At 49.9% G+C, this 24,005-nt stretch carries 22 protein-coding genes; 17 read left to right on the forward strand and 5 right to left on the reverse strand.

Annotated features, from left to right (window positions below):
• Window positions 1-29 precede the first annotated feature (29 nt).
• A complete protein-coding gene (locus ACL9RG_RS03615; RefSeq protein ID WP_422791226.1) occupies window positions 30-3,866 on the forward strand; it encodes an amino acid adenylation domain-containing protein in 3,837 nt (1,278 codons plus the stop codon).
• A 66-nt stretch (window positions 3,867-3,932) separates the two neighbouring features.
• On the opposite strand, the gene ACL9RG_RS03620 is transcribed toward ACL9RG_RS03615, so the two are convergent.
• Window positions 3,933-4,865 (reverse strand): LysR family transcriptional regulator, encoded by a 933-nt coding sequence (locus ACL9RG_RS03620; RefSeq protein WP_422791579.1) that lies wholly within the window; start codon window positions 4,863-4,865, stop codon window positions 3,933-3,935.
• Between the two features lie 107 nt (window positions 4,866-4,972).
• Between ACL9RG_RS03620 and eamB the strand changes: the two genes are divergently transcribed.
• Window positions 4,973-5,560: a cysteine/O-acetylserine transporter gene (eamB, locus tag ACL9RG_RS03625; protein ID WP_422791227.1), complete on the forward strand. Its 588-nt coding sequence runs from the start codon at window positions 4,973-4,975 to the stop codon at window positions 5,558-5,560.
• A 53-nt stretch (window positions 5,561-5,613) separates the two neighbouring features.
• Here the strand turns inward: eamB and ACL9RG_RS03630 are convergent, their stop codons facing one another.
• Window positions 5,614-7,047 (reverse strand): purine-cytosine permease family protein, encoded by a 1,434-nt coding sequence (locus ACL9RG_RS03630; RefSeq protein WP_422791228.1) that lies wholly within the window; start codon window positions 7,045-7,047, stop codon window positions 5,614-5,616.
• Window positions 7,048-7,280: 233 nt separating this feature from the next.
• On the opposite strand from ACL9RG_RS03630, the gene ACL9RG_RS03635 reads away from it, so the two are divergent.
• The 3 genes from ACL9RG_RS03635 (at window position 7,281) to ACL9RG_RS03645 (ending at window position 9,263) form a co-directional block, all read left to right on the forward strand.
• The gene (locus ACL9RG_RS03635) at window positions 7,281-7,856 is read left to right on the forward strand and encodes a cytochrome b (RefSeq protein ID WP_422791229.1); all 576 of its coding nucleotides are present in this window, start codon (window positions 7,281-7,283) and stop codon (window positions 7,854-7,856) included.
• A gap of 112 nt (window positions 7,857-7,968) precedes the next feature.
• On the forward strand, window positions 7,969-8,457 hold the full coding sequence (locus tag ACL9RG_RS03640) for a sigma-70 family RNA polymerase sigma factor (protein WP_422791230.1): 489 nt from the start codon (window positions 7,969-7,971) through the stop codon (window positions 8,455-8,457).
• The gene (locus ACL9RG_RS03645) at window positions 8,454-9,263 is read left to right on the forward strand and encodes an anti-sigma factor family protein (RefSeq protein WP_422791231.1); all 810 of its coding nucleotides are present in this window, start codon (window positions 8,454-8,456) and stop codon (window positions 9,261-9,263) included. Before ACL9RG_RS03640 ends, ACL9RG_RS03645 begins: the two co-directional genes overlap by 4 nt.
• Before the next feature lie 5 nt (window positions 9,264-9,268).
• Here ACL9RG_RS03645 and ACL9RG_RS03650 read toward each other — a convergent pair whose 3' ends face one another.
• The gene (locus tag ACL9RG_RS03650) at window positions 9,269-9,844 is read right to left on the reverse strand and encodes a YceI family protein (RefSeq protein ID WP_422791232.1); all 576 of its coding nucleotides are present in this window, start codon (window positions 9,842-9,844) and stop codon (window positions 9,269-9,271) included.
• A 157-nt stretch (window positions 9,845-10,001) separates the two neighbouring features.
• Window positions 10,002-10,901 (reverse strand): LysR family transcriptional regulator, encoded by a 900-nt coding sequence (locus tag ACL9RG_RS03655; RefSeq protein ID WP_422791233.1) that lies wholly within the window; start codon window positions 10,899-10,901, stop codon window positions 10,002-10,004.
• 98 nt (window positions 10,902-10,999) lie between these two features.
• Here ACL9RG_RS03655 and ACL9RG_RS03660 point away from each other — a divergent pair, with 98 nt between their 5' ends.
• The 7 genes from ACL9RG_RS03660 (at window position 11,000) to ACL9RG_RS03690 (ending at window position 17,556) form a co-directional block, all read left to right on the forward strand.
• Window positions 11,000-11,632 (forward strand): glutathione S-transferase family protein, encoded by a 633-nt coding sequence (locus ACL9RG_RS03660; protein ID WP_422791234.1) that lies wholly within the window; start codon window positions 11,000-11,002, stop codon window positions 11,630-11,632.
• A 5-nt stretch (window positions 11,633-11,637) separates the two neighbouring features.
• Window positions 11,638-12,558 (forward strand): pyridoxamine 5'-phosphate oxidase family protein, encoded by a 921-nt coding sequence (locus ACL9RG_RS03665; RefSeq protein ID WP_422791235.1) that lies wholly within the window; start codon window positions 11,638-11,640, stop codon window positions 12,556-12,558.
• Between the two features lie 393 nt (window positions 12,559-12,951).
• Window positions 12,952-13,773, forward strand: a complete 822-nt coding sequence (locus ACL9RG_RS03670) for a transporter substrate-binding domain-containing protein (RefSeq protein ID WP_422791580.1) — start codon at window positions 12,952-12,954, stop codon at window positions 13,771-13,773.
• Between the two features lie 14 nt (window positions 13,774-13,787).
• A complete protein-coding gene (locus ACL9RG_RS03675; protein WP_422791236.1) occupies window positions 13,788-14,507 on the forward strand; it encodes an ABC transporter permease in 720 nt (239 codons plus the stop codon).
• A 16-nt stretch (window positions 14,508-14,523) separates the two neighbouring features.
• The gene (locus tag ACL9RG_RS03680; RefSeq protein ID WP_422791237.1) at window positions 14,524-15,255 is read left to right on the forward strand and encodes an ABC transporter permease; all 732 of its coding nucleotides are present in this window, start codon (window positions 14,524-14,526) and stop codon (window positions 15,253-15,255) included.
• Window positions 15,256-15,257: 2 nt separating this feature from the next.
• Window positions 15,258-16,028, forward strand: a complete 771-nt coding sequence (locus ACL9RG_RS03685; protein WP_422791238.1) for an ABC transporter ATP-binding protein — start codon at window positions 15,258-15,260, stop codon at window positions 16,026-16,028.
• Between the two features lie 19 nt (window positions 16,029-16,047).
• The gene (locus ACL9RG_RS03690; RefSeq protein ID WP_422791239.1) at window positions 16,048-17,556 is read left to right on the forward strand and encodes an HAL/PAL/TAL family ammonia-lyase; all 1,509 of its coding nucleotides are present in this window, start codon (window positions 16,048-16,050) and stop codon (window positions 17,554-17,556) included.
• Window positions 17,557-17,570: 14 nt separating this feature from the next.
• Here the strand turns inward: ACL9RG_RS03690 and ACL9RG_RS03695 are convergent, their stop codons facing one another.
• On the reverse strand, window positions 17,571-18,944 hold the full coding sequence (locus ACL9RG_RS03695) for a hypothetical protein (RefSeq protein WP_422791240.1): 1,374 nt from the start codon (window positions 18,942-18,944) through the stop codon (window positions 17,571-17,573).
• 469 nt (window positions 18,945-19,413) lie between these two features.
• Here ACL9RG_RS03695 and pstS point away from each other — a divergent pair, with 469 nt between their 5' ends.
• The 5 genes from pstS to phoU all read left to right on the forward strand — a co-directional run bounded on the left by pstS (window position 19,414) and on the right by phoU (window position 24,005).
• Entirely contained in the window at window positions 19,414-20,454 is a 1,041-nt protein-coding gene (pstS, locus tag ACL9RG_RS03700; protein ID WP_422791241.1) for a phosphate ABC transporter substrate-binding protein PstS, read from the forward strand.
• A 99-nt stretch (window positions 20,455-20,553) separates the two neighbouring features.
• Window positions 20,554-21,510: a phosphate ABC transporter permease PstC gene (pstC, locus tag ACL9RG_RS03705; RefSeq protein WP_422791242.1), complete on the forward strand. Its 957-nt coding sequence runs from the start codon at window positions 20,554-20,556 to the stop codon at window positions 21,508-21,510.
• Window position 21,511: 1 nt separating this feature from the next.
• Window positions 21,512-22,399, forward strand: coding sequence for a phosphate ABC transporter permease PstA (pstA, locus tag ACL9RG_RS03710; RefSeq protein ID WP_422791243.1), 888 nt, complete (start codon window positions 21,512-21,514; stop codon window positions 22,397-22,399).
• A gap of 88 nt (window positions 22,400-22,487) precedes the next feature.
• A complete protein-coding gene (gene pstB, locus ACL9RG_RS03715; protein ID WP_422791244.1) occupies window positions 22,488-23,264 on the forward strand; it encodes a phosphate ABC transporter ATP-binding protein PstB in 777 nt (258 codons plus the stop codon).
• A 12-nt stretch (window positions 23,265-23,276) separates the two neighbouring features.
• Window positions 23,277-24,005 (forward strand): phosphate signaling complex protein PhoU, encoded by a 729-nt coding sequence (gene phoU, locus ACL9RG_RS03720; RefSeq protein WP_422791245.1) that lies wholly within the window; start codon window positions 23,277-23,279, stop codon window positions 24,003-24,005.

The raw sequence follows: 24,005 nt of genomic DNA on the forward strand, positions 1-24,005 counted from the left end.
TGCGAATTCTCCTGGTAAGGAAGTCAGCTATGACACTTGATACTATTTATAACGACACAAAAAAAGCGGTTAATCATTATCAGCATTCGGCGTGGAATAGCCTGCCGGATATGTTAAAAACACAGAAGGATCGTAATCCTCAGGCGGTGGCCGTGATTTGCGAAGAGCAAATTCTGACCCGCGAACAGTTGTGGCTTCAGGCTCAATCTATTGCTTTATATCTTAAGCAGCATGCTGCTGACAGCGACCATAGCATCGGTTTATTTGTTGACCCTTCGCTATCATTAATGAATGGTGCGTGGGGAATTATGTTATCCGGGAACGGTTATTTGCCGCTCTCGCCGGAATACCCGGAAGATCGTCTGCGCTATATGCTTGAAGACAGCCTGACGAAAATTGTTTATACCCAGCCACATCTGCGCCGCCAGCTTGAACAGCTGGTGCCTGCTACTACCCATATTTTTACCTGGCAGGATGTAGAGAATTTCATCGCACAACAAGGCCTGCATGCCGAGCAGTTTGATGCCTCGACGGTAAAACCGGATAACCTGGCTTATGTGATTTATACCTCTGGTAGTACGGGTAAACCGAAAGGGGTGATGATTGAACAGCATAGCGTCGTCAACCAGATGACCTGGCTGGCAAACGACTATCATCTCAACCAAGACACTCGAATCTTACAAAAAACCCCGATGAGTTTTGATGCGGCACAGTGGGAGATTTTAGCGCCATCTTGTGGCGCGACGGTCATTATGGGGGAAGTGGGGATTTATAAAGACCCTGCACGGTTGATTGAGTTTATCCGCCAGCATCAAGTGACCGCAGTACAATGCGTTCCCACGCTACTACAGGCGATTCTCGACGATGATGATGTGTTGCAGTGCGCCAGCCTGACACAGATATTTAGCGGCGGAGAAGCACTGCATAAAAGATTAGCACAGCTGTGTCTGGAAACGTTCCCGGCATGCCAGCTGATTAATCTTTATGGCCCGACGGAATGTACCATCAATAGTTCAGCGCTGACGGTGACGCAGGACGTGTTGGATAAATCCGCTGATGTCATTTCAATCGGCCATCCCATCGCGAATACGTCGTACTACATCCTTGATGAGAATTTGCAACAGGTCGCCTTTGGGCAAACCGGTGAGTTATACATCGGTGGAGCCGGGCTGGCGCGGGGCTATTTGTTGCGCCCTGAACTGACCCGTGAACGCTTCTTACCTGACCCTTTCCAACCGCAGAACCCTTACGCCCGTATCTATAAAACGGGTGATCTGGCGCGCTGGGGCGAGCAGGGTGACGTCAATTATATGGGACGGGCAGACAGCCAGATCAAACTGCGCGGCTATCGCATCGAGCTTGATGAAATCCGTTCTTCGATTGAAAAGCACAAGTGGGTGCGCCACGCGGCGGTGATCGTTAAGAACGATCCCCATACCGGATATCAAAACCTGATCAGCTTCGTCGAGCTTAATGATAAAGAAGCAGCATTGATGGATCAGGGGAAAATCGACAGCCATCACCAGTCCAAGGCTAACAAAGCTCAGGTCTATATGCAGCTTTCCAACGCCGGGTGCCGCGAGACGTCACCAAGCAATCGGGCGATCGGCCTGCCCGGTAAGCAGGAAACAGCACAACAACGAGCACTGGCCTTTGGCCGTAAAACCTATCGTTATTATGAGGGGGGAGACGTCACGCGACAGGATTTACTGGATCTGCTGGCTGAACGCTCTCCTGAAGGTACTGCTGCGTCCCTTAACGCTCTGTCTTTGGCAAGTTTAGGCCGCTTATTACGCTATTTCGGTACTTTTACCAGCGAACAGCGCATTTTGCCAAAATACACCTGGTCTTCTCCGGGGGCGCTGTATGCCACTCAGCTTTATATCGAGCTGTCAGGGATTAACGAGATTGATAGTGGCATCTATTACTATCATCCGGTGAAACACCAGTTGGAATATTGCAGCGCGGCGGAGGCACGCAGCGAACCTTATTTTGCTTGCCATTTCATCGGTAAAAAGGCGGCAATTGAACCTATCTACAAAAACAATCTGCAAGAGGTGTTGAATTTCGAAGCGGGGCATATGCAGGGCGTATTGGATTATGTGCTGCCTGAGTTTGGTTTGAGCATCGCCGAGCAGTTCAGCTTGCCAGAAGTGAAACAACGGTTGGATGTGGCGGACGAAGATTATTACCTGACCAGCTGCCGTATCGACAGTTATCAGCCATACCAGTCGCTGCCGGTAGACTTGCTGGTACAGGCAATGCCTGAAAAAGTGTCAGGGTTAGCCACCGGTATTTACCGTTACCAGCAGGGGGAATTGGCGCTGCTGAGCGAAAGCATCATCAGAAAGAATCACGTTATCGCCATTAACCAGAAGGTCTATGACAACGCCTCTTTCGGTATTGCACTTGTCAGCCAGGAACAGCGCAGCTGGCAACAATACATTACCTTGGGCAGACAGATGCAACGCATGATGAGCAACAGCAAATTGCTGGGCGTGATGGCTTCAGGCTATAGCTCGGAAACGGGCAATGATTTGCTCTCTGCCGTCGCGTTGAAACAAATTATTCCGGCACTTAATGGCGCATCCTATTTCTGTGTAGGAGGCCGTATTAGCGAGGAGCAGAAAACCAGCGAAGGCATGAAAGAAGATAGCGTGCACATGAAAGGCCCAGCGGAGATCCTACGCGATGACCTTGAGAGCTTCTTACCTGCTTATATGGTGCCGAATCAGATTTTGGTCCTGGGAAAACTGCCGCAAACGGCTAACGGAAAAATCGATATTCAGGCGCTAGCCAGACAAGAACTGACGCTGGTTCATAAGACGATTATCGAACCACGTAATGAACTGGAAGAGCAAATTGCCGATATTTGGAAAGAGAAGCTGAAACGGCCGCAATTCTCCGTGGATGATAACTTCTTTGAAGTTGGCGGTAACTCGCTCATTGCCGTCGCGCTTATCGCCAAACTCAATAAACAGCACCATTGCCATTTACCGGTACAAACGATTTTCACTGCGCCGACGATTGAAAAACTGGCACAGCAGGTCACCACTCAATCAGCGACGGTTTCCCGGCTTATCCCGTTACAGCAGCGCGGTGTGCAGAGTCCGATATTCTGCTGGCCGGGGTTGGGCGGCTACTGCATGAATTTACGTACGCTGGCGGTTTCTCAGCCATCATCACGGCCCTTCTTTGGTATTCAGGCCAGTGGTATCAACGCTGATGAAACCATCGCCGCGTCGATAAAAGAGATGGCTGAACGTGATATCGAGCTTATTCGCCAAAAACAGCCGCACGGGCCTTATACGCTGTGGGGATACTCTTTTGGTGCTCGCGTCGCCTTCGAAGCCGCATGGCAGTTAGAAAGCGCCGGTGAAAAAGTAGAACAGTTGCTGCTGATTGCCCCGGGTTCGCCAAAAGTACGCCAGCAGCAGGCTTTGCAACATTCGCGTGAAGCCCGCTACGACAACCCTGCTTATCTGACGATTCTGTTCTCAGTATTTATGGGCAGCATTGACCATCCGCTGTTGGACAGTGCGCTACAGGGCGTGAAAAATCGCGATGCGTTTATCGCCTTTATTGCCCAGCATCGTCAGGAGATGTCGGTAGAACAGATTGCCCGTATTACCGATATTGTCAGCCAGACGTTTGAGTTTACTTATAGCTTCCATGAGCTGAGCGAACGCCAGATCAACGCGCCAGTCACGGTAATTAAAGCGCAGGGCGACGATTATTCGTTCCTGGAAAATAGCGAGAGCTTCTCTGTTCAGCCGCCGCGTATCGTTACCTTACAGGCTGACCACTATCAGTTGCTCAAAGAGGGGCATATCGCCGAACTGCTGGCGGTCATTGCGGACAAGTAACGTGCGATGAGGGTCGTTTTTATATAAAACGCCAGGCCGATATGTGAATACCGGCCCGGCGTTTTTTTATAGGCTGGCGGCAAGAGGTAATCCTGGATTTTTTACTGCGTTATCCAGGGTCTGCCCTGACAAACACTCTTGCATACATTCCATAAATATTTTCATCGCCGGGCTGACCACTTTCCCGGCGTGGTGGGCACAGAGCGCGGTGATGCTCAGCGGCGTTTCACTAAACGTTAACTCTTTTAAAATACCCGTTTGTAGCTCTCGCTCCACGGTAAAACGAGGCAAATAAGAGATGCCAAGATTACCTGCTACGCACTGTTTAATACTCTCGATACTCCACAATTCGATGGTGTTTTCCATCGTGATCCGCCTATGGCGCAGCGTGCTTTCAAACAATTGGCGGAAAATACATTGCGGTTCATTAATGATAAAACTTAGCGGGATATGTTGGTTGGGCCGGGTAAGGTCAATGTCTTCAAGCTGAGGCGAAGCTACTAACACTAACTCTTGTTCGCCATAACTTTGCATGGCTAGCGCATCATCATTCCCTACCCGATAAAAAACGCCTAAATCGACCCGATCAGACAGCAAGGCATCCCGAATGATATAGCAGTTGAGTGACTGCAAAGAGAGTCGAACCTTGGGAGCCCTTTGCTTAAAGCGTTGCAACACTTGCGGCATTTTATAGGCCAGCAGCGTTTCGCCGGTGGCGATACGGAGATCGCCGCTCGGCTCGTTATCTTGTTGAGCGGTAAGGCGAATAGAATCCATGACGCGTGAGAGCTCATGTACGTGTGCAAGCAGGTTCTTCCCGGCGTTGGTGAGGCACATACGCCGGCCAATTTTTTCAAATAACTGTAGCGATAGCTCCTGCTCGAGCTGCTGAATTTGAAACGTCACTGTCGATTGGGTGCAGCATAGCTTTTGCGATGCCCGCACAAATGAACCTTCCTCAACGACCGTCTTGAAGGTGATAAACCGCCGTAAATCCATCGTCATTACCCATATCTATCGAAATGTTCGAATTAAGACTATCAAAACATTCATTTTTTAAAAGTAAAAGAATGGGGTAATTTCTCGCAAAACACAGGAGAAGAGTCGTGACCCCAGCCATTATCAGCGCTTTTTTTACTTATACCTTTATTACCGCCATGACCCCGGGACCTAACAATATTTTGGCACTAAGCTCGGTAAGCTCTCATGGATTGAGTGGCAGTCGCCGTGTGCTGACAGGCATGAGCTTAGGTTTTTTGGCGGTGATGTTGTTATGTGCCGCCATTACATTCACGCTGACTCGTCTTGATCCTGGTATTGCTGTTTGGCTTAACTGGATAGGTGCGGCGTATATCTTGTGGCTGGCAGTAAAAGTTGCGATGAGTCGGCCATCGTCGTCTGGCTCCTCGACGCAGCCACTGAGTTTCTGGGCCAGCTTTGGGCTGCAATTTGTGAATGTAAAAATCATTCTCTACGGCATTACGGCGATTTCGAGCTTTGTATTGCCATATACGCACGACATGCTCTGGGTTATTGCGGTAAGCCTACTGCTGTCGTTAATCGGCACAATAGGTATTCTCAGCTGGGCATTGGCGGGGCATGTTTTTCAGGCTTTGTTTCAACGACATGGTCGTATCGTTAACCTGACGCTGGCAGCATTATTAGTGTATTGCGCAATAAGAATGTTTGTTTAAGCGATAACCCCCTCCGTGAACGGAGGGGGTTATAAAGACGCAATCGTCCGTGTTTATTGCGGATAGCGACTGGCAGTCAGCACCGGTTTGGGGGCCACACGATTAATGGCCAAATAGAACAGTGCGGTAAATATCCAACCGATAAACCAGGAAATATCGTTGTCATCAAACAGATAAACCAGCGGGCCACTGAAGAACCCGTTAGAGACAAACGGCAGTTGCACCAGCACGCCTAAGGCATAAGTTGTGATGCCGATTTTATTCCAGCGCCCGTACATCCCGCCCGGCTCGGACAAGGCCGGAATATCGTATTTCCCCTTAGAAATAACGTAATAATCCATTAAGTTAATCGCACTCCACGGTACAAAGAATGCCAGCAGGAATAACAGGAATTGGGTGAAAGCATGTAGGAAAGAGCGTTCCCCGAGCAGCGCAATACTGGTGGATAGCACCACCATCAACAAAATAAAAGCAAAGCGCCAGCCAGAACTAATGCGTACGGTTTTTTTAAAGCCACAAATGATGGTCGCCAGCGACATAAAGCTGCCGTAAGCGTTGAGCGTGGTGAGCGTCAGTTTGCCAAAGAAAATACTGAAATAGAGCAGCGCGGCAATGGTGCCGCTGGTACCTAATCCGACGATATAACTCACCTCATGACCCGCGAAGCCTTTGCCCGCTAAAGTGGCCGCCAGCACGCCCAATGTCATCGATATCTGCGTGCCGATAATCGTGCCCGCCCAAACCGCCAGAAAGGTCTTTTTACCCGAGGTTTGACGTGGCAGGTAGCGTGAGTAGTCGGAAACATAAGGGCAAAAAGCAATCTGCCACGATGAAGAGAGCGAAATGGCCAGCAAGAACATCGACAGCGAGAAGTGGCGATTCGCCAACAGTGCGCTGATGTCATGCTCAACCAAAATACGGAAGAACAGATACAAGAACAGCAGAATCCCCAGCAGACTGGCCACTTTTCCCAACCCGTGAATAATGCGATATCCCAGCAAGGTGATCAGAATAATGATCGCACCGAATAACAAAATGCCGCTGGAGTCGGAAATCTGTACCAATTTAGCCAGCGATTGCCCGGCCAATACGGTACCGCTGGCAGAAAAGCCCACGTACATCACGCAAGCCAAACATAAAGGGATCACCGCACCATAAACGCCAAACTGAGCGCGGCTGGAAATCATCTGCGGTAGTCCGAGGCGCGGGCCTTGTACGGCATGTAATGCCATGACCGATGCGCCGAGGATCTGGCCGATAAACAGCCCAATCAACGACCAATAAGTATCGCCACCTAATACGACGGCCAGTGCACCGGTCACAATCGCCGTGATTTGCAAATTTGCGCCAAACCATAGCGTAAATTGGCTAAATACGTGGCCGTGGCGTTCGTTTTCGGGGATGTAATCGATATTGCGTGTTTCTATCATGCTGCCAGTCCGGTTTGCGCTGGTGGTAGCAGGATCTTGCGTTGATACGTTTGGCATCACTCTTCCCTCATCACTATTGTTATGATTTTGTTATCAGCTGACCAATATCTATACTTGTATGCACAAGTGAAACTTAAAGCAAATAGCGGGCCATAAAACGTGCGATGGATCGGTTATTAAAAGGATAGGCTCTTGGTCGACAGTGGAGGGTTAAAAAAGAATAAATTTTGGCGAATAAATTCCGAGGCTGAGGTGTTTACAAGGTATCTCATTCATAGGAAGCGCTACTCATGCCCCAATTTGACTCGTCCATTGCACCAGTTCGTCAACGTTATGATGCTTTAACGCTGTTTTTTCACTGGGTAACCGCCGCGGCGGTTATTTTTATGTTTGCCAGCGCCCATATCTGGGCTTGGCTGGAACGCGGCACACCGCTGCGCAAGGAGCTGCAATCGTTGCATATCTCCTGCGGTATTTTACTGGCAGCGGTGATTATTCTACGTTTGCTGTGGCGTATCGGCAGTCAGTGGAATGCCCGTTATAAAATGCCGAAAGCAGAGACGTCGCCAGCGATGCGTATCATCGCTCATGCAACTCACGGACTGCTCTATTTGCTGCTGGTAACTCAGGTTGTTCTCGGATTCTTATTCCGCTGGGCGCAGGAAGAGCCTTTCCGTTTCTTTGGCTTATTTGATATTCCGACCTTAGCGCCGGTTGATATCACCATGCGCCACACCTTTGCGACTCTGCATAATGGTGTCGCCTGGGCGCTAATTGGCTTAGCGAGCGCGCATGCTCTGGCGGCGCTTTTTCATCACTATGTATTACGTGATAATGTGCTGCGCCGCATGTTGCCACGCAGTTGAGGTGTATCTCAATGCCAGAGTCGGGCTATTATCTGCCAGTATGTGCGTTTGCCGCACGACTATGTAGGTAAGCCCGAATCTCGTTGAGGATGTGAAAATCACCAGCAATCAAGTGCGTCAACATTTGGCCGCCCACCTGACGCGATTATGGCGTTATGGCATGGTGCTATCACGTAATCGGGATATTGCCGAAGATCTGGTGCAGTCCACCTGCGTGCGCGCCTTGGAAAAAAGCGCGCAGTTTAGCCCCGGTACGCGCATTGACCGCTGGTTGTTCACCATCCTCCACTCCATTTGGGTAAACGATCTGCGGGCGCAGGCTGTTCGTCAGGGGCAAGGGTTTGTCGAGAGCGACACCTTGCTGGAGGTGGTGAGCGAAAGTCACGACGAAAACCGTGTGCAGTATCAGCAAATCATGCAGCAGGTGTGCCATCTGCCGGAAGCGCAGCGCAATACGGTTTTTTTGGTGTACGTCGAAGGGTTCACTTATCAGGAGGCAGCCCATACGCTGTCGGTGCCGATAGGTACTGTCATGAGCCGTCTGGCTGCGGCAAGGGCAACCTTGGCTAACGCGGTGTCCTCTAAGGAGCAAGGCCAATGAAATCAGGAGTATTTACCGCTCCTTACAGCGATGAGGCGATCGTGGCCTGGATTGATCGCCAGATGAGCGATGACGATGCCAGTCAATTTGAGCGTCATCTGGAAACCGATCAGCAATTAGCCGCCCGTACTGAACAACTGATGCAGAGCAATCAGCCTTTTGAGCAGGCCTTTGCCTTGTTACTTGATGATGCTCCCGAGGCAAAACTGCAATCTCAGCTTAATACGCTATTAGATAAAACGGCTGCCAGTGCCGGGCCTTCTGCCAGCCGCCGTGCGCTACTGGCCGCCTCGCTCGGTTTTCTGGCGGTGGGGATGAGCGGAGGTGCCGGGCTGGGGTACTTGCTACGCGGTCAGCCAGCGAAAGTCAGCGGCAGTGAAAAAGTGCGTGAACTGGTCGCGCAATATATGTCGCTCTACAGCAATGAAACCTTGGCAGATGCCGACAGTGCTCCCTCTGTACTGGATAAAGGGTTGGCAAGAACCCAGCAGGACATCGGCCTGCATCTGGATACGGCGCAGTTGGCGTTGCCAGACAGTGAATTGAAAAGCGTCCGCATGCTGCGATACGACAGCACCTCCATTGCGCAAATTGCCTGGGCTAATGTCGATTCAGGCCCGATGGCACTGTGCATTTCTCGCGCTTATCAACCCTCTGCGGCGGTCGTTACTGCGCAATCAGAAAAGCGTCACGGCATGAACCTTGTCTGGTGGAGTGCTCAGGGCTATCTGTTTGTTTTAGTAGGCCGTAATCCGCTTAATGACCTTGAGAAAAACGCGCAAACGTTACAGGCGCGGATTACCTAGCTGCGTTATTGGATCATATTGGCTTCAAGTCTGATATCCACACCAATCGAGTCCGAGACCAGGAAGAGATAGCTATCCATACCAAATGATGAGCGGGAAATCGTGGTCTTCGCATTAAGGATGAGTGTTTTGGGCACATCAGGCAGCGGGTTTGCTGGCATAACATCCGCTTCGAGTATCACCGGTCGCTGAACGTCTTTAATCTGTAGCGTGCCTAAAACACGATAATGTCCCGCGCCGGTACTGACAATTCGGCTACTGCGAAATGTCGCCACCGGGAAGAGAAGCTCGTCAAAAAAACGACGGCTTTTGAGCTCGTGAGTCAGCAAGATATTGTGAGCATCTAAGGTGTTGATCGGAATATTCACCACAATTTTATTTTGCATATCTTGCTCGGGATCCATGGTAACGATGCCGTTAACCTGTGATAACCGGGCATGATAAATCTTACTACTTGCGGACAGTGTCCAGTCGACTTTCACATTCGCGTTACGAGAATTGATCTGATACTGGGTGGTTTTGGCAAAGCTGGTGGTGGTTGCAAGGATAGAAAGGGTTAAAAAAGTTAATATACGCAACATGGCAGACTCTCTAATAGGATGTTTGATATTAACGTTTGATGGCGGAATTTTATTCGATGCTGGTTCGAAAAAATAAGGCTCGCTAATTACCTATTCTAGACGCCGTGCCATAAAAGATGTGTCGCAATCCGGGCCTGGACGTATCGCGAGCACCCGGTTATTGCGGCTGAATCTGCGGCAAAACGCGTAAACGTTGATAGGCGTAATCCCAAAAAGTACGCACTTTTTGCGGCATGAGTTGCACGTTTTGCACTACCAGCTGTACCGGCATGGGCAGGGGTTCAAACTGCGGCAATAGCCGCACCAGCGTACCTGCCGCCAGATCCTCCGTGACTTGATAGGATAATAATCTGGCAATGCCTTTGCCCATTCGCGCGGCCAGCAGTTGGCTTTCCACTTCATTTAAAAACAGGCGCGGGGATAAACGTACCCGCTCGCTGTTCTCATGCGCTCCAAAGCGCCATTCACTGACATTCGGCGTTTGGATACCCAAAATCACATCATGTTCTGCTAACTGCGCAGGCTGCGAGGGTTCACCACGTTGCGCTAAATAGTCTGGGCTGGCGACTAATACTCGGGAGACCTCTCCCAGCCGTTTAGCTACTTTGTTCGAATCTTGCAGATGTCCGATGCGCAGCGCGACATCAATACCTTCATCGAGTAAATCTAGATAGCGATTATTAAGCAGCATCTCAATCTGGATTTGCGGATACTCATCCATAAAATCCATCACTATTGGCGCTAAATGCTTACGGCCAAATTGCAGCGGGGCGGTAATTCGTAGCAGACCGCCGACTTGCATCATACCGGTATCTTGCAGCGCATTATCGTAATCGACGAGCAATACCTGTGCTCGTTCCATCAGCCGTAATCCTGCTTCAGTTGCCGCCAGACGCCGGGTGGTTCTCTCTACCAAGCGCACGCCAAAGCGTTGCTCAAGTGAGGCGATAGCGCGGGTCATCGCCGGGGCTGAACGCCGCAATTTGTGTGCTGCCGCAACTAAACTACCTTGTTTAATCACTTCAACAAAGATGGCTAATTCATCCAAGCGATCCATACATTATTCCAGTAATTGAAATTATCAATTTCCACATTGCCTGATTTATAAGCGAAGTTGCAAGAGTATGATGCGAGAAAACCTGGAGGAAGATTGTGATGTCACCACTGAATGCACCAACACTGAAATTGTATGCAACAGCCCTTTCTGGCCATTGTCACCGGGTGGCGTTATTGCTGCGGATGCTGAACTTACCTTATGAAACTGTCGATGCGCCTGCCAGCGTGCGGCAAAGTGCTGAATATCTGCAACTGAACCCGCTTGGTCAGATACCGGTGCTGGTCGATGCTAAACAGGTGCTCACGGATAGCAACGCCATTATGGTTTATCTGGTGAAACGCTACGCGGCGGGAAGCCACTGGCTGCCGGAAGAGGCGGTGCCAGCCGCGCAGGTACAGGCATGGCTGTCCAAAGCCGCGGGGGAAGTGCGTTATGGCCCGGCGTCATGCCGTATGGTGATGCAATTTGGTACTGACGAACCGCTCGCTTTTGCACAAACGCTGTCGGCTCGTTTGCTGACGTTGATGGAACAGCATCTTAGCGAGCATCACTATTTGGCGACCGATAAACCGACCATTGCCGATCTTGCTTGCTATAGCTATGTGGCTGTCGCGCCAGAAGGCGGAGTCTCCTTGGATAGTTATCCGGCTATTGGCCGTTGGGTGAGCCGTATTCAAGCTCTGCCGGGCTTCTTTGCCATGCCTGCATTGCCTATCCCGGCAAAAGTCTAATCACCATGCAACGGGCTTCGTTCCATCAAGGTGAGTTACAAGCACAGGCGCTGGCCGGTTTTAGTGAGGTCGGTGGCAATATCTATTCGGCAATGCCTGACCAGCATCGCGAATTTTTCGCTGGACTGCGCTATGTGTTTGTCGGCACCCTTGATGACGAACAGTGGCCAGTTGCCACCGTATTTAGCGGCCCGCCGGGGTTTATGCGTACGCCTGACGCTGGCCACCTGCGGATTAGCGCCCGCCGTTGGGAGGAGGATCCGGCGCAGGCAGCGCTGGTGCCGGGTCAATCGGTGGGGCTGCTAGGGTTAGATTTTAGCAACCGGCGACGTAACCGTGCCAACGGAGTGATTAGCCGCACTGACAAAAATCGCATTGAAATTGCGGTGAACCAGAGTTTCGGTAATTGCCCCAAATATATTCAGGTTCGTGATTTGTCGGCGGTGGAGCCTGGCCCGGTCACTATTGAACGATTAGCTCATTTGGACGTGGCCGCGAGGGAATTAATCAGCCATGCCGATACCTGTTTTATCGCCAGCAGTTCGCAGGCGGAACTTGCACAGGGTGGCGTCGATATTTCTCATCGCGGTGGGCGGCCGGGATTTGTTTATCTGGCGGGCAATACGTTGTGGATCCCAGATTTTCGTGGCAATCGCTATATGAATACTCTTGGTAATCTATTGATACAGCCACGAGCGGCGATGCTATTTATTGATTTTGAGCGCGGGGATGTTCTGCATCTGCAAGGGACAACGCAAGTGTTGTGGCAGCAAAGCCCTGATAATCAGTGGGTCGAGGGAGCTGAACGCTACTGGCGCTTTGATATTGAACGCGCATGGCGATTCGTTAATGCTTTTCCACTTCGCGCTCAGAACGTCGACTACTCTCCCCATACGCTGGCTACTGGCCTGTGGACACCAGCGTAAAAACTAAAATAGTCTCCCCTAAGTAAAATCTTCGTGGGACGTTCTCGTCCCACCTTGCACACCGATGTTTTTTCTTATTGTCGTGAGCTCGCTTGCGCCGTCCATCTATTGTTTTCACTCGTCATGCACAAATTTTGTGCGTTGCACCAAAGAATTCATGTTTCTACCTGTATATACATCTCGATTTTCATATAGTGGTGATTGCATATAACATTTCCATAACAATAAAAATCATAACCAACTGATTTTAAATCAATAAATATTAATGTTGTTTCGCGAGTTCTGTTGGCATTTTTATTGCATTGGTTGTATAGACAAGTATTTATGATGATGCGGTTTTACGGAGGATGTATGAGAAATGAACACCAACGTACTAAATTAGTGCTACGCAACATGTTAAGCATTGCTCTGGGGCTTGGCCTGGCCTTTTCCGCGACAGCCAAAGAGTGGAAGTCCATCACTATTGCCACTGAAGGGGCTTACCAGCCTTGGAACATCACCTTACCGGGTGGAAAAATCGGTGGTTTTGAACCAGAACTGATGGATAACCTATGCCAACGCATGCAAATCAAATGCACCATCGTAGTGCAGAACTGGGATGGCATGATTGCTGGCCTGCAAGCCGGCAAATTTGATGTGATCATGGATTCCATCGTGATTACGCCAGATCGTGAAAAACAGGTCGATTTCACTATTCCTTATGCGTCGACTCCGGCCACTTTCGTTAGCCTGAAAGGTCAATTGCTGCCGCCGCCGAAAGCGGATGCACCGGCGCTGACTATTTCAGGTACTGCGGATCAAAATAAACAGGCGCTAGCTGCCCTGCGTACTGCGTTAAAAGGCAAAACCATCGGTATTGCTACCGGTAACGTCTATAACGCCTTCCTCGATAAATATTTCAGCGACATCGCGACTATTCGTCAATACAGCACCTCAGCAGATGCTTTCCTGGATTTGCAAACTGAGCGTATCGATGCGGTCTTGGATGATGAAACCATTTCGCAATCGATGATCACCAGCAAAGGCTATGAAAACCTTGATTACATGGGGCCGAAACTCAAAGGCACCGAGCTTGGCGGCGTTGAAGCCTTTGGTGTGAGAAAAAGCGATGCTGACCTGCGCGAGAAGTTGAACGTTGCACTCAAAGCGGCAATTGCCGATGGCACGGTGAAAACGCTGAGTGAGAAGTGGTTTAAAACAGACGTCACACCATAATTAAGGGGTTTGCCATGTTGTCATTATTTGGTTTTGGTGATGATGGTTGGTCATCCATGTTGCTGGCGGCGACGTTAACCACCCTGTTATTAACCGTCAGCGCCTTGCTTATTGGGGCCGTGTTTGGTGGCCTGGTCGCCTCTGCCAAATTATCCTCCAGCCGCATGCTGCGTGGTGTGGCTGAAGGGTATTCAGTGATCTTTCGTGGTATTCCCGAATTGCTGATTATTTATCTGTTTTACTTCGGCAGTTCAGGCGTCTTGACCGAAATTGGTAAATGGTTCGGCGCTGATGGCTTTATTCAGTTGCCGCCATTTTTTGTGGGGGCGCTGGCCATTGGGCTGATTTCTGGTTCCTATCAGGCCGAGGTGTATCGCGCTGCATTACTGGCTATTCCTCGTGGTCAAATTGAAGCAGGGATGGCGGTTGGCATGCCCAAGGGCCTGATCCTACGCCATATCACCATCCCTCAGTTGTTCCGCCTGGCGCTGCCCGGCTTATCCAACGTGTGGCAGATGAGCTTGAAAGATTCCGCGCTTATCTCAGTCACCGGGATTGTTGAGATCATGCGCGCCAGCCAGATGGCTGCCGGTTCAACCCGCCAGTATTTCACCTTCTTTGTGGCTGGTGCGGTGCTTTATCTGGTGCTCACCAGTTTTTCCAATGTCCTCTTTAACCGTGCTGAAGAGCGAATGAACCGTTCGCTCGCTCGTCAGCCGGGTAGCAGCAAATAAGGGCGGGAGAGAGATAATGATTGATATAACCTTTTTGACCAGTACTTTTCTCAAGTTGGCGGCCGCCGTGCCGACCACGCTGGGACTCTTTTTCTGCTCCTTTATCCTCGGTGGGATCTTTGCATTAGGGATTTTGGCGATGCGCCTAAGCCAATGGCGCGTTCTGCGTATGACCGCTAAAGCCTATATTCTGGTATTTCGTGGCTCACCGCTGCTGATTCAGTTATTCCTGATTTACTACGGTTTAGGCCAATTTGCCGTCATTCGCGAAAGCTTTATCTGGCCGGTGATCAAACAACCTTTCTTCTGTGCGATTTTCTCACTGGCGCTGTGTACTGCCTCTTATACGGCAGAAATCTTACGCGGTGCGAGACAGTCAATTCCGCAGGGTCAAATTGAAGCCGGTCTGGCCTGCGGTATGTCGCGCTGGTTATTGCTGCGCCGCATTATTGCGCCCATTACGTTGCGCTATGCGTTACCCGCTTACTCGACCGAAGCCATTCTATTGGTCAAATCTACCGCGCTTGCCAGCTTGGTTACCGTATGGGAAGTCACTGGCGTGGCACAAAAAATTATTCAGGAAACCTACCGCACTCTGGAAGTCTTTATCTGTGCGGCGGTGATTTACCTGCTGATCAACTATGTATTGATCAAAGCTTTCCAACTGCTTGAGCGTTACTTGTCGAAAAATGAAAGACCAACGCCTGCTACCGCTGTTGCTGAACCACAATCTGCTGAGAGGTCTTAACCATGACATCACCTGTTACGCTGTCGATGACGGATATCCGTAAATCCTTTGGTCATAACGAGGTGCTGAAAGGCATCTCTTTGGACGCTCGCAGAGGAGATGTCATTTCTATCCTTGGTGCCAGTGGTTCAGGCAAGAGTACCTTTTTGCGCTGCATTAATTTGCTGGAAACCCCTGATGCCGGCACGGTTTGGGTTGCAGGCGAAAAAATCGAAATGAAACCCCACGTTAATGGCCGCACCGCGGCTGCCGATCCTCAGCAGATTCAGCGCATTCGCGCCCGTTTGGGCATGGTGTTTCAGAGCTTCAACCTGTGGTCGCATATGACGGTGTTGCAAAACGTCATTGAAGGGCCGCTGCACGTGCTTAAACGTCCGCGCCAGGAATGTATCGAGCTGGCAGAAAAACTATTACAGCGCGTCGGCCTTTATGAGCGCCGGGCTTATTATCCATCACAGCTTTCTGGCGGCCAGCAGCAGCGTGTGGCGATTGCCCGTGCATTGGCGATGGAGCCGGAAGTCATGCTGTTCGATGAGCCTACATCAGCATTGGACCCAGAGCTGGTAGGCGAAGTATTAAAAGTGATCCGCAGTCTGGCAGAAGAGGGGCGCACCATGCTGGTGGTAACCCATGAAATGGGCTTCGCTCGTAACGTCTCTAACCGCGTGGTGTTTATGCACCAAGGCAATATTGATTGTCAGGGCGCACCGCAGGATCTCTTTGGCGCGCAGGCGTCCGAACGTTTTAGTCAGTTTATTTCAAGCCATCATTAAGAGAATGGGCATCGATAATATGAAGTCACAAGATATCGTTTGGGCAAGCCAGGCTCCGCGCTGGCAAGATGTGGCAGCCGTGGCGCGTTACCAGGCGCGCTTATCGCTGAGCGAGGAAGTGTGGGCGCGTATTCGTAATGCACGGGATATCGTCACGCGTATCCAGCAGCAGGGTGTGCGGGCTTATGGCATTAATACTGGGCTTGGTGCGCTGTGTAATATCATTTTGCCAGATGACCAATTAAGTCAGCTGTCGCGCAATACGCTAATGAGCCACGCTTGTGGCGTGGGTGAACCGCTGAAGGTTGAGCAAACCCGCGCGATTATGTGTGCTGCGGTGGCGAACTATTCGCAGGGCAAATCCGGTATTTCCCCGGTGCTGGTGCAAGGGCTGCTAGATTTGTTGAATCATGGCATTACGCCAGTGGTGCCTTCTCAAGGCTCGGTAGGTTACTTGAGCCATATGGCGCACATTTCCTTATGCCTGATTGGTATGGGTGAGGTGGATTACCAAGGGCAATGTATTGCGGCCAGCGCCGCGTTGCAGGCTGAAGGGCTGTCAGTTTGTCCACTGGCGGCTAAAGACGGCTTGAGTCTGGTCAACGGTACGCCATGTATGACTGGATTAACCGCGTTAGCGCTCGATGACGCGACTCGTCTGGCCGATTGGGCCGATGTGACCGGTGCGATGAGTTTTGAAGCCTTGCGTGGGCAAGTCGTGGCCTTTGACCCGGAAGTCCTGGCGCTGAAACCAAGCGCCAGTATTCAGTTGGTTGGCCAGCGCTTACGCCAAATATTAGCCGGTAGCCAGATTATTGCTGAGAGCGAAGGCATCCGTACCCAGGACGCGCTGAGTATTCGTTCTATTCCGCAGATCCACGGTGCCTGCCGTGACCAGATTAATTACGCGATTGGGCAAGTGGATATCGAGCTACGTTCAGCGACCGATAACCCGCTGGTCTTGGGCGATAGTGAAAACTGGCGCGTGGTATCGCAAGCTAACCCACACGGTGAAAACGTGGCGATGGCCGCTGACGCTTTGGCGATTGCTTTAGCCGAATTGGGCAGCGTGGCCGAGCGTCGCCTCGACCGCCTGATTAACCCGTTAGTGAGCGGATTGCCGCCGTTCTTGCTCAGCGAGCCGGGGGTAAACTCGGGCATGATGATCGCGCAATATGTCGCCGCCTCGCTATGTGGCGAGAACCGTCAACTGGCGCAACCGGCCGTATTGGATAACTTTGTGACGTCTGCATTGCAGGAAGATCATCTGAGCATGGGAACCAACTCGGCTATCAAACTGCTCAAGCTTATTGATAATCTCTACAATATTCTGGCGATTGAGTACTTGCTGGCTGCGCAGGCGTATGAGTTCTTTGATAATGAGAAACTGGCACCGGGTACGCGCCAAGTCTGGCAAGCCTTGCGCACTTTGGTGGCACCTTGGACGCAAGACCGCTGGTTAGCGCCAGAAATCAAAGCTACGGTGTCATTAATCAGACAGCAGGATGCATTGATTCCTGCTGCCTAATCCTATCAGGTGGGCTACTTAACCTTTTGGTTCAGGTCGCTCACCTGCTTTTCTAAAGAAGCAATCTGACTCTGACAACCTGAGTTGGTGCTATTTAAACTACTGATCTGCCCTTCCAGCGAGGCGATTTGGCTTTTATAGCCATCGCTGCTGCTACCTGAAGCGCTCAGCTGGCTTTGCAGCGAAGAAACCTGGCTTTGGTAGCTTTTACTTAAATCGCTCATTTGGCTCTGTAGCGAGGCAATCTGGCTTTTATAGCTATCGGCGCTGCTGGTGTCATTGGCCTTACTTTGCAGAGAAGCAATTTGGCTCTTATAGCTGTCGTTACTTTTACTCAGCTCATCCATCTGGCTTTGTAATGAAGCGATCTGGCTTTTATAGCTATCGCTGCCGCTGGTGTCATTGGCCTTACTTTGCAGAGAAGCAATTTGGCTCTTATAGCTGTCGTTGCTTTTACTCAGTTCGTTCATCTGGCCTTGCAGAGCAGCGATCTGGCTTTTATAGCTATCGCTGCCGCTGGTGTCATTAGCCTTGCTTTGCAGCGCGGCAATTTCACTTTTATAACTGTCATTGCTTTTACTCAGCTCGTTCATCTGGCCTTGTAATGAGGCAATCTGACTTTTATAGCTATCGTTACCGCTGGTGTCGTTAGCTTTGCTTTGTAGCGCGGCAATTTGATTTTTATAGCTGTCATTGCTTTTACTCAGTTCGTTCATTTGACTCTGTAGTGCGGCGATCTGGCTCTTATCGCTATCGCTGCCTTTTCCCGAGTCGTTGACTTTGCTTTGTAGTGCCGCAATCTGACTTTTATAGTCGTCATTACTTTTGCTTAGCTCCGTCATTTGGTTTTGTAATGCGGCGATCTGTTTTTTATCACCGTCACTGCTGCTGCCCGAGTCTTTCACTTTGCTTTCCAATGTGCCAATTTGGGTTTTATAGCCGTCATTACTCTTGGTTAACTCTGCCATCTGGCTTTGCAGTGTGGCTATCTGGTTCTTGTAGCCCTCATTACCCTTACTTGAATCGTCTATTTGCTTTTGCAGGGCAGCAATCTGCGTTTTATCGTCCTCCTTATTTTTACTCAGATCTTTTATCTGGCTTTGCAGCGTGCCGATCTCTTTTTGGTAGCTGTCCTTACCTTTACCTAATTCCTCAATCTGTTTTTGTAGTTCAGAAAACTGTTTTTGCGTGTACTCATTAATGCTTTTTATCTTGTCATTTATTTCCGAGGTGTTGTCTTTACTCAGGGTGTTTATCGACTCTTCCAGGCTTTTAATTCTGGCGTTTAATTTCGCTAAAGTATCATCGGTATTTTTTTGACCTTGTTTGATATCACTGTAACTAAAATTACTGATACCAAGCTGACCATCTATTTGTTTCAGAACCACAATATGATCCTGATCTCTAACGTTTAATGAATTTATTGAATTGCTGTTTTTAGCATAACTAATTGAACTGAAAAGAGTTAAAGCAAGGATGGGTACTAAAACGACTTTGTTCATCAGCGATTCCTTTGCTAAATATGAAGGGGGATAACACGCGAATGAATGTAGTTCATGGCATCTTTTTTAGTGTCAATTCTGTGAGGGAATGGGTAAATAATTTGCAAAGCCGCCTTAACACTTATTCTGGTGCTGCTTAACGCCGTAAGAGGAGGAGGGACTCGAGGCCTACTGGGGGATATTTGCGTTATGGATGATTTATGCCCGAGTTGATTAAAATGTGAGCTGTGTCATAAAACTGTCATATAACTACCATTTTACTGTCATCAAATTGTCCTATTTTCCTCGTGTGCCAAACTACTTTACTCAAGCTTCGACGCGAGTCGAATCAAATAATAACCACTAGGAGTGGAACATGAAACTGATGCGTACAACCGTCGCAAGTATTGTGGCAGCGACTTTTTCTTTAACAGCAATGTCTGCATTTGCAGCAACTAATTTGACAGGTGCAGGCGGTACTTTCCCAGCTCCGGTATATGCTAAATGGGCTGATGCCTATCAAAAAGCCACCGGTAGCCAGGTAAACTATCAGGGTATCGGTTCTTCTGGTGGTGTTAAGCAAATCATCGCTAAAACTGTAGACTTCGGTGCATCTGATGCGCCAATGAGCGATGCAGATTTGGAAAAAAATGGCCTGTTCCAGTTCCCAACCGTGATCGGCGGCGTGGTACTGGCTGTTAACATCCCTGGTATCAAATCTGGCGAACTGACGCTGGATGGTAAAACTCTGGGTGATATCTACCTGGGCAAAATCAAAAAATGGGATGACGCGGCAATTGCTAAACTCAACCCAGGCGTAAAATTACCATCGACTAACATCGCGGTTGTTCGCCGTGCTGATGGTTCTGGTACTTCTTATGTATTCACCAGCTACCTGTCTAAAGTTAACGCTGACTGGAAAAAAGACATCGGTGTTGGCACCACAGTTAACTGGCCTACCGGTCTGGGCGGCAAGGGTAACGACGGTGTTGCCGCATTCGTACAACGTCTGCCAGGCTCAATCGGTTATGTTGAATACGCTTACGCTAAACAAAACAACCTGACTTACACCAAATTGGTTGATGCAGATGGCAAAGCCATTGCTCCAACTGAAGCGGCATTCAGTGCAGCTGCGAAAGGTGCTGACTGGAGCAAATCCTTCGCTCAGGACTTGACCTACCAGAAAGGCGACAACGCGTGGCCAATCTCTTCTACTACCTTCATTCTGGTCTACAAACAGCAGCAAGATGCGACGAAAGGCGCTGAAGTGCTGAAGTTCTTCGACTGGGGTTACAAAAATGGCGCCAAGCTGACTACCGACCTGGATTACGCTGCGCTGCCACAATCAGTGGTTGATCAAATCCATGCTGCGTGGAAAAGCAATGTCAAAGACAGCAGCGGTAAATCGCTCTACTAGTCTGTGACTACCGGCTTGATATAAAGTATCTGTCTGCACACCTTGCCCTCTGGTTATTTTCTGCCCGAGGGCAAGTTAATCTGATAAGAAGAGAGTCGTATGGCTGAATATAAGCCGTCAATTAAAGCACCAGGAAAAAATGGTGACATCATCTTCGGCGCGCTGGTTAAACTGGCGGCGCTGATTACGCTATTGTTACTGGGTGGCATTATTGTCTCCTTGTTCATCGCCTCTCTGCCCAGCATGGAAAAATTCGGTTTTTCCTTCCTGTGGAACAAAACCTGGGATGTGCCTAACGAGCAATTTGGTGCGCTGGTTCCGATTTACGGCACTATCGTTACCTCAATCATTGCTCTGCTGATTGCTGTGCCGGTCAGTTTTGGTATTTCTCTGTTTCTTACTGAATTAGCACCTAACTGGTTAAAACGCCCGTTGGGTATTGCCATTGAACTGCTGGCGGCAATTCCAAGTATCGTTTATGGCATGTGGGGGCTGTTTATCTTTGCTCCGCTGTTTGCCACCTATTTTCAAGCTCCGGTAGGCGATGTGTTATCTAGCATCCCTATTTTAGGTGACCTGTTCGCAGGCCCAGGCTTTGGGATCGGTATTCTGGCCGCTGGTGTGATTCTGGCAATTATGATCATCCCTTACATTGCTTCGGTGATGCGTGATGTGTTCGAACAAACCCCGGTGATGATGAAAGAGTCCGCCTACGGGATTGGTTGCACTACTTGGGAAGTGATTTGGCGTATCGTTTTGCCGTTCACCAAAAACGGCGTGATCGGCGGCATTATGCTCGGTCTTGGTCGCGCGCTGGGTGAAACCATGGCAGTGACCTTTATCATCGGTAACACCTACCAGCTCGATAGCGCCTCGCTGTATGCACCGGGCAACAGCATTACCTCGGCGCTGGCCAACGAATTTGCTGAAGCGGCGTCTCCTCTGCATACCAGTGCATTGATGGAGTTAGGGCTGATTCTGTTTGTGATTACCTTTATCGTTCTGGCGTTATCAAAACTGATGATCCTGCGCTTAGCCAAGAAAGAGGGACGTTAAGATGACCACTCTGGATATGCAAAGTAATGACGCGTTGCTGATTTCACGCCGCAAACGTCAAGCGTGGCGTCGGCAGAAAAACCGTATTGCCTTGCTGTTGTCGATGGCAACGATGGTATTTGGCCTGTTCTGGCTGGTGTGGATCTTATTCACGACAGTAGTGAAAGGCGTTGATGGCATGTCACTGGCGCTGTTTACCGAGAATACGCCGCCGCCAAATACCGCCGGTGGTGGCCTCGCTAACGCCATTGCGGGCAGTGGATTACTGATTTTGTGGTCGACGCTTGTCGGCACGCCGCTGGGGATTATGGCGGGGGTTTATCTGGCTGAATACGGCCGTAAATCCGCACTGGCCGAAGTGATTCGTTTTATTAACGATATCTTGTTGTCTGCGCCATCGATTGTGGTTGGTCTGTTTGTTTACTCGGTGGTCGTTACCCGCATGGGACATTTCTCCGGTATCGCGGGCGTGTTATCACTGGCGTTGCTGCAGATCCCGATTGTTATCCGCACCACTGAGAATATGCTCAAGTTGGTTCCAGATAGCATGCGCGAAGCAGCTTATGCCTTGGGTACGCCGAAGTGGAAGATGATTTCGGCTATTACCTTGAAGGCATCAGTATCCGGGATTATCACCGGCGTATTACTGGCAATTGCCCGTATCGCAGGTGAAACGGCACCGCTGCTGTTTACATCGCTCTCCAACCAATTCTGGAGCACCGATTTAATGCAGCCTATTGCCAACCTGCCGGTGACCATCTTTAAATTTGCGATGAGTCCTTTCTCCGAGTGGCAACAGTTGGCTTGGGCAGGCGTGCTGCTGATTACCGTGTGTGTGCTGCTACTGAATATTCTGGCGCGGGTTATTTTCGCCAAGAAGAAGCAATAAACATTGAATGATGGCGGCAGCTAGCCGCCATCACATATTACCCGGCGTTGCTGATGCGGCGCGCGAAAGATAAAAGAGAGATGTCTTAATGAGTCAACAGCCAGACGCATCCAACACTAAGATCCAGGTCCGCGACCTGAATTTCTATTACGGTAAATTCCACGCGCTGAAAAATATCTCCCTGGATATTGCCAAGAATGAAGTGACCGCGTTTATCGGGCCATCGGGCTGTGGTAAGTCAACGCTGTTGCGTACTTTCAATAAGATGTATCAGTTGTATCCAGAACAGCGTGCTGAAGGTGAAATCTTACTCGACGGTGAAAATATTCTGGTCGATAAACAAGATATTGCCCTGCTGCGTGCCAAAGTTGGCATGGTGTTCCAAAAGCCAACGCCGTTCCCGATGTCAATTTATGACAACATCGCCTTTGGCGTACGCCTGTTCGAGAAATTATCGCGCACCGATATGGATGAGCGCGTGCAGTGGGCGCTGACTAAAGCCGCACTGTGGAACGAATCTAAAGATAAGCTGCACCAGAGCGGTTACAGCCTGTCCGGTGGTCAGCAACAGCGTCTTTGTATCGCACGTGGTATTGCGATTCGCCCAGAAGTGTTACTGCTTGATGAGCCATGCTCGGCGCTGGACCCAATTTCTACCGGTCGTATCGAAGAACTGATTACTGAACTGAAGTCTGATTACACTGTGGTGATCGTGACTCACAATATGCAACAGGCCGCTCGTTGCTCTGACCGCACCGCGTTTATGTATCTTGGTGAACTGATCGAATATAGCGACACGGATTCATTATTCACTTCTCCTGCCCGTAAGCAGACGGAAGATTACATTACTGGCCGTTACGGTTGATAGGAGCGAACCATGGATAACCTGAGCTTAAATAAACATATTTCCGGCCAGTTCAACGCCGAGCTTGAGCACATCCGTACCGAAGTGTTGGTGATGGGCGGGCTGGTTGAACAGCAGCTCACCGATGCGATCACCGCGATGCACAATCAGGATGCACAGCTGGCTCAGCAGGTGATTAAGGGCGATGACAAGGTCAATATGATGGAAGTGGCGATTGATGAAGCCTGTGTGCGCATCATCGCTAAACGTCAACCGACCGCCAGCGACCTGCGCCTGGTGATGGCGATTATTAAAACCATCTCTGAGCTGGAACGTATTGGCGATGTGGCCGATAAAATCTGTCGCACGGCGCTTGAGCAGTTCTCTAATGCGCACAAGCCATTGCTGGTCAGCCTGGAATCACTAGGCCGCCACACGGTGCAAATGCTGCATGATGTATTGGATGCCTTTGCTCGTATGGACTTGGACGAAGCGGTGCGTATTTACCGTGAAGATAAAAAAGTCGATCAGGAATACGAAGGTATCGTGCGCCAACTTATGACGTACATGATGGAAGATCCGCGTACCATTCCTAGCGTGTTGACTGCGCTGGTGTGTGCCCGTTCTATCGAACGTATCGGTGACCGCTGTCAGAATATCTGCGAATTTATTTTCTACTTCGTTAAAGGCCAGGATTTCCGTCACGTTGGCGGTGATGAACTGGATACCTTGTTGGCTGGCGATAAAAAAACCAAAAGCTAA

This window comes from Rouxiella sp. Mn2063 (assembly GCF_049319665.1).
GTDB lineage: Bacteria > Pseudomonadota > Gammaproteobacteria > Enterobacterales > Enterobacteriaceae > JBMOUD01.

Excerpts from the sequence above, each read along its gene's own strand:
- ACL9RG_RS03655 (WP_422791233.1), bottom strand. The coding sequence starts at position 10,901 with ATGGATCGCTTGGATGAATTAGCCATCTTTGTTGAAGTGATTAAACAA.
- ACL9RG_RS03665 (WP_422791235.1), top strand. The coding sequence starts at position 11,638 with ATGCAACGGGCTTCGTTCCATCAAGGTGAGTTACAAGCACAGGCGCTG.
- ACL9RG_RS03660 (WP_422791234.1), top strand. The coding sequence starts at position 11,000 with ATGTCACCACTGAATGCACCAACACTGAAATTGTATGCAACAGCCCTT.
- ACL9RG_RS03635 (WP_422791229.1), top strand. The coding sequence starts at position 7,281 with ATGCCCCAATTTGACTCGTCCATTGCACCAGTTCGTCAACGTTATGAT.
- pstS (WP_422791241.1), top strand. The coding sequence starts at position 19,414 with ATGAAACTGATGCGTACAACCGTCGCAAGTATTGTGGCAGCGACTTTT.
- ACL9RG_RS03675 (WP_422791236.1), top strand. The coding sequence starts at position 13,788 with ATGTTGTCATTATTTGGTTTTGGTGATGATGGTTGGTCATCCATGTTG.
- ACL9RG_RS03680 (WP_422791237.1), top strand. The coding sequence starts at position 14,524 with ATGATTGATATAACCTTTTTGACCAGTACTTTTCTCAAGTTGGCGGCC.
- pstC (WP_422791242.1), top strand. The coding sequence starts at position 20,554 with ATGGCTGAATATAAGCCGTCAATTAAAGCACCAGGAAAAAATGGTGAC.
- pstA (WP_422791243.1), top strand. The coding sequence starts at position 21,512 with ATGACCACTCTGGATATGCAAAGTAATGACGCGTTGCTGATTTCACGC.
- ACL9RG_RS03650 (WP_422791232.1), bottom strand. The coding sequence starts at position 9,844 with ATGTTGCGTATATTAACTTTTTTAACCCTTTCTATCCTTGCAACCACC.
- ACL9RG_RS03690 (WP_422791239.1), top strand. The coding sequence starts at position 16,048 with ATGAAGTCACAAGATATCGTTTGGGCAAGCCAGGCTCCGCGCTGGCAA.
- ACL9RG_RS03670 (WP_422791580.1), top strand. The coding sequence starts at position 12,952 with ATGTTAAGCATTGCTCTGGGGCTTGGCCTGGCCTTTTCCGCGACAGCC.
- pstB (WP_422791244.1), top strand. The coding sequence starts at position 22,488 with ATGAGTCAACAGCCAGACGCATCCAACACTAAGATCCAGGTCCGCGAC.
- ACL9RG_RS03615 (WP_422791226.1), top strand. The coding sequence starts at position 30 with ATGACACTTGATACTATTTATAACGACACAAAAAAAGCGGTTAATCAT.
- ACL9RG_RS03620 (WP_422791579.1), bottom strand. The coding sequence starts at position 4,865 with ATGGATTTACGGCGGTTTATCACCTTCAAGACGGTCGTTGAGGAAGGT.
- ACL9RG_RS03645 (WP_422791231.1), top strand. The coding sequence starts at position 8,454 with ATGAAATCAGGAGTATTTACCGCTCCTTACAGCGATGAGGCGATCGTG.
- ACL9RG_RS03630 (WP_422791228.1), bottom strand. The coding sequence starts at position 7,047 with ATGCCAAACGTATCAACGCAAGATCCTGCTACCACCAGCGCAAACCGG.
- ACL9RG_RS03685 (WP_422791238.1), top strand. The coding sequence starts at position 15,258 with ATGACATCACCTGTTACGCTGTCGATGACGGATATCCGTAAATCCTTT.
- phoU (WP_422791245.1), top strand. The coding sequence starts at position 23,277 with ATGGATAACCTGAGCTTAAATAAACATATTTCCGGCCAGTTCAACGCC.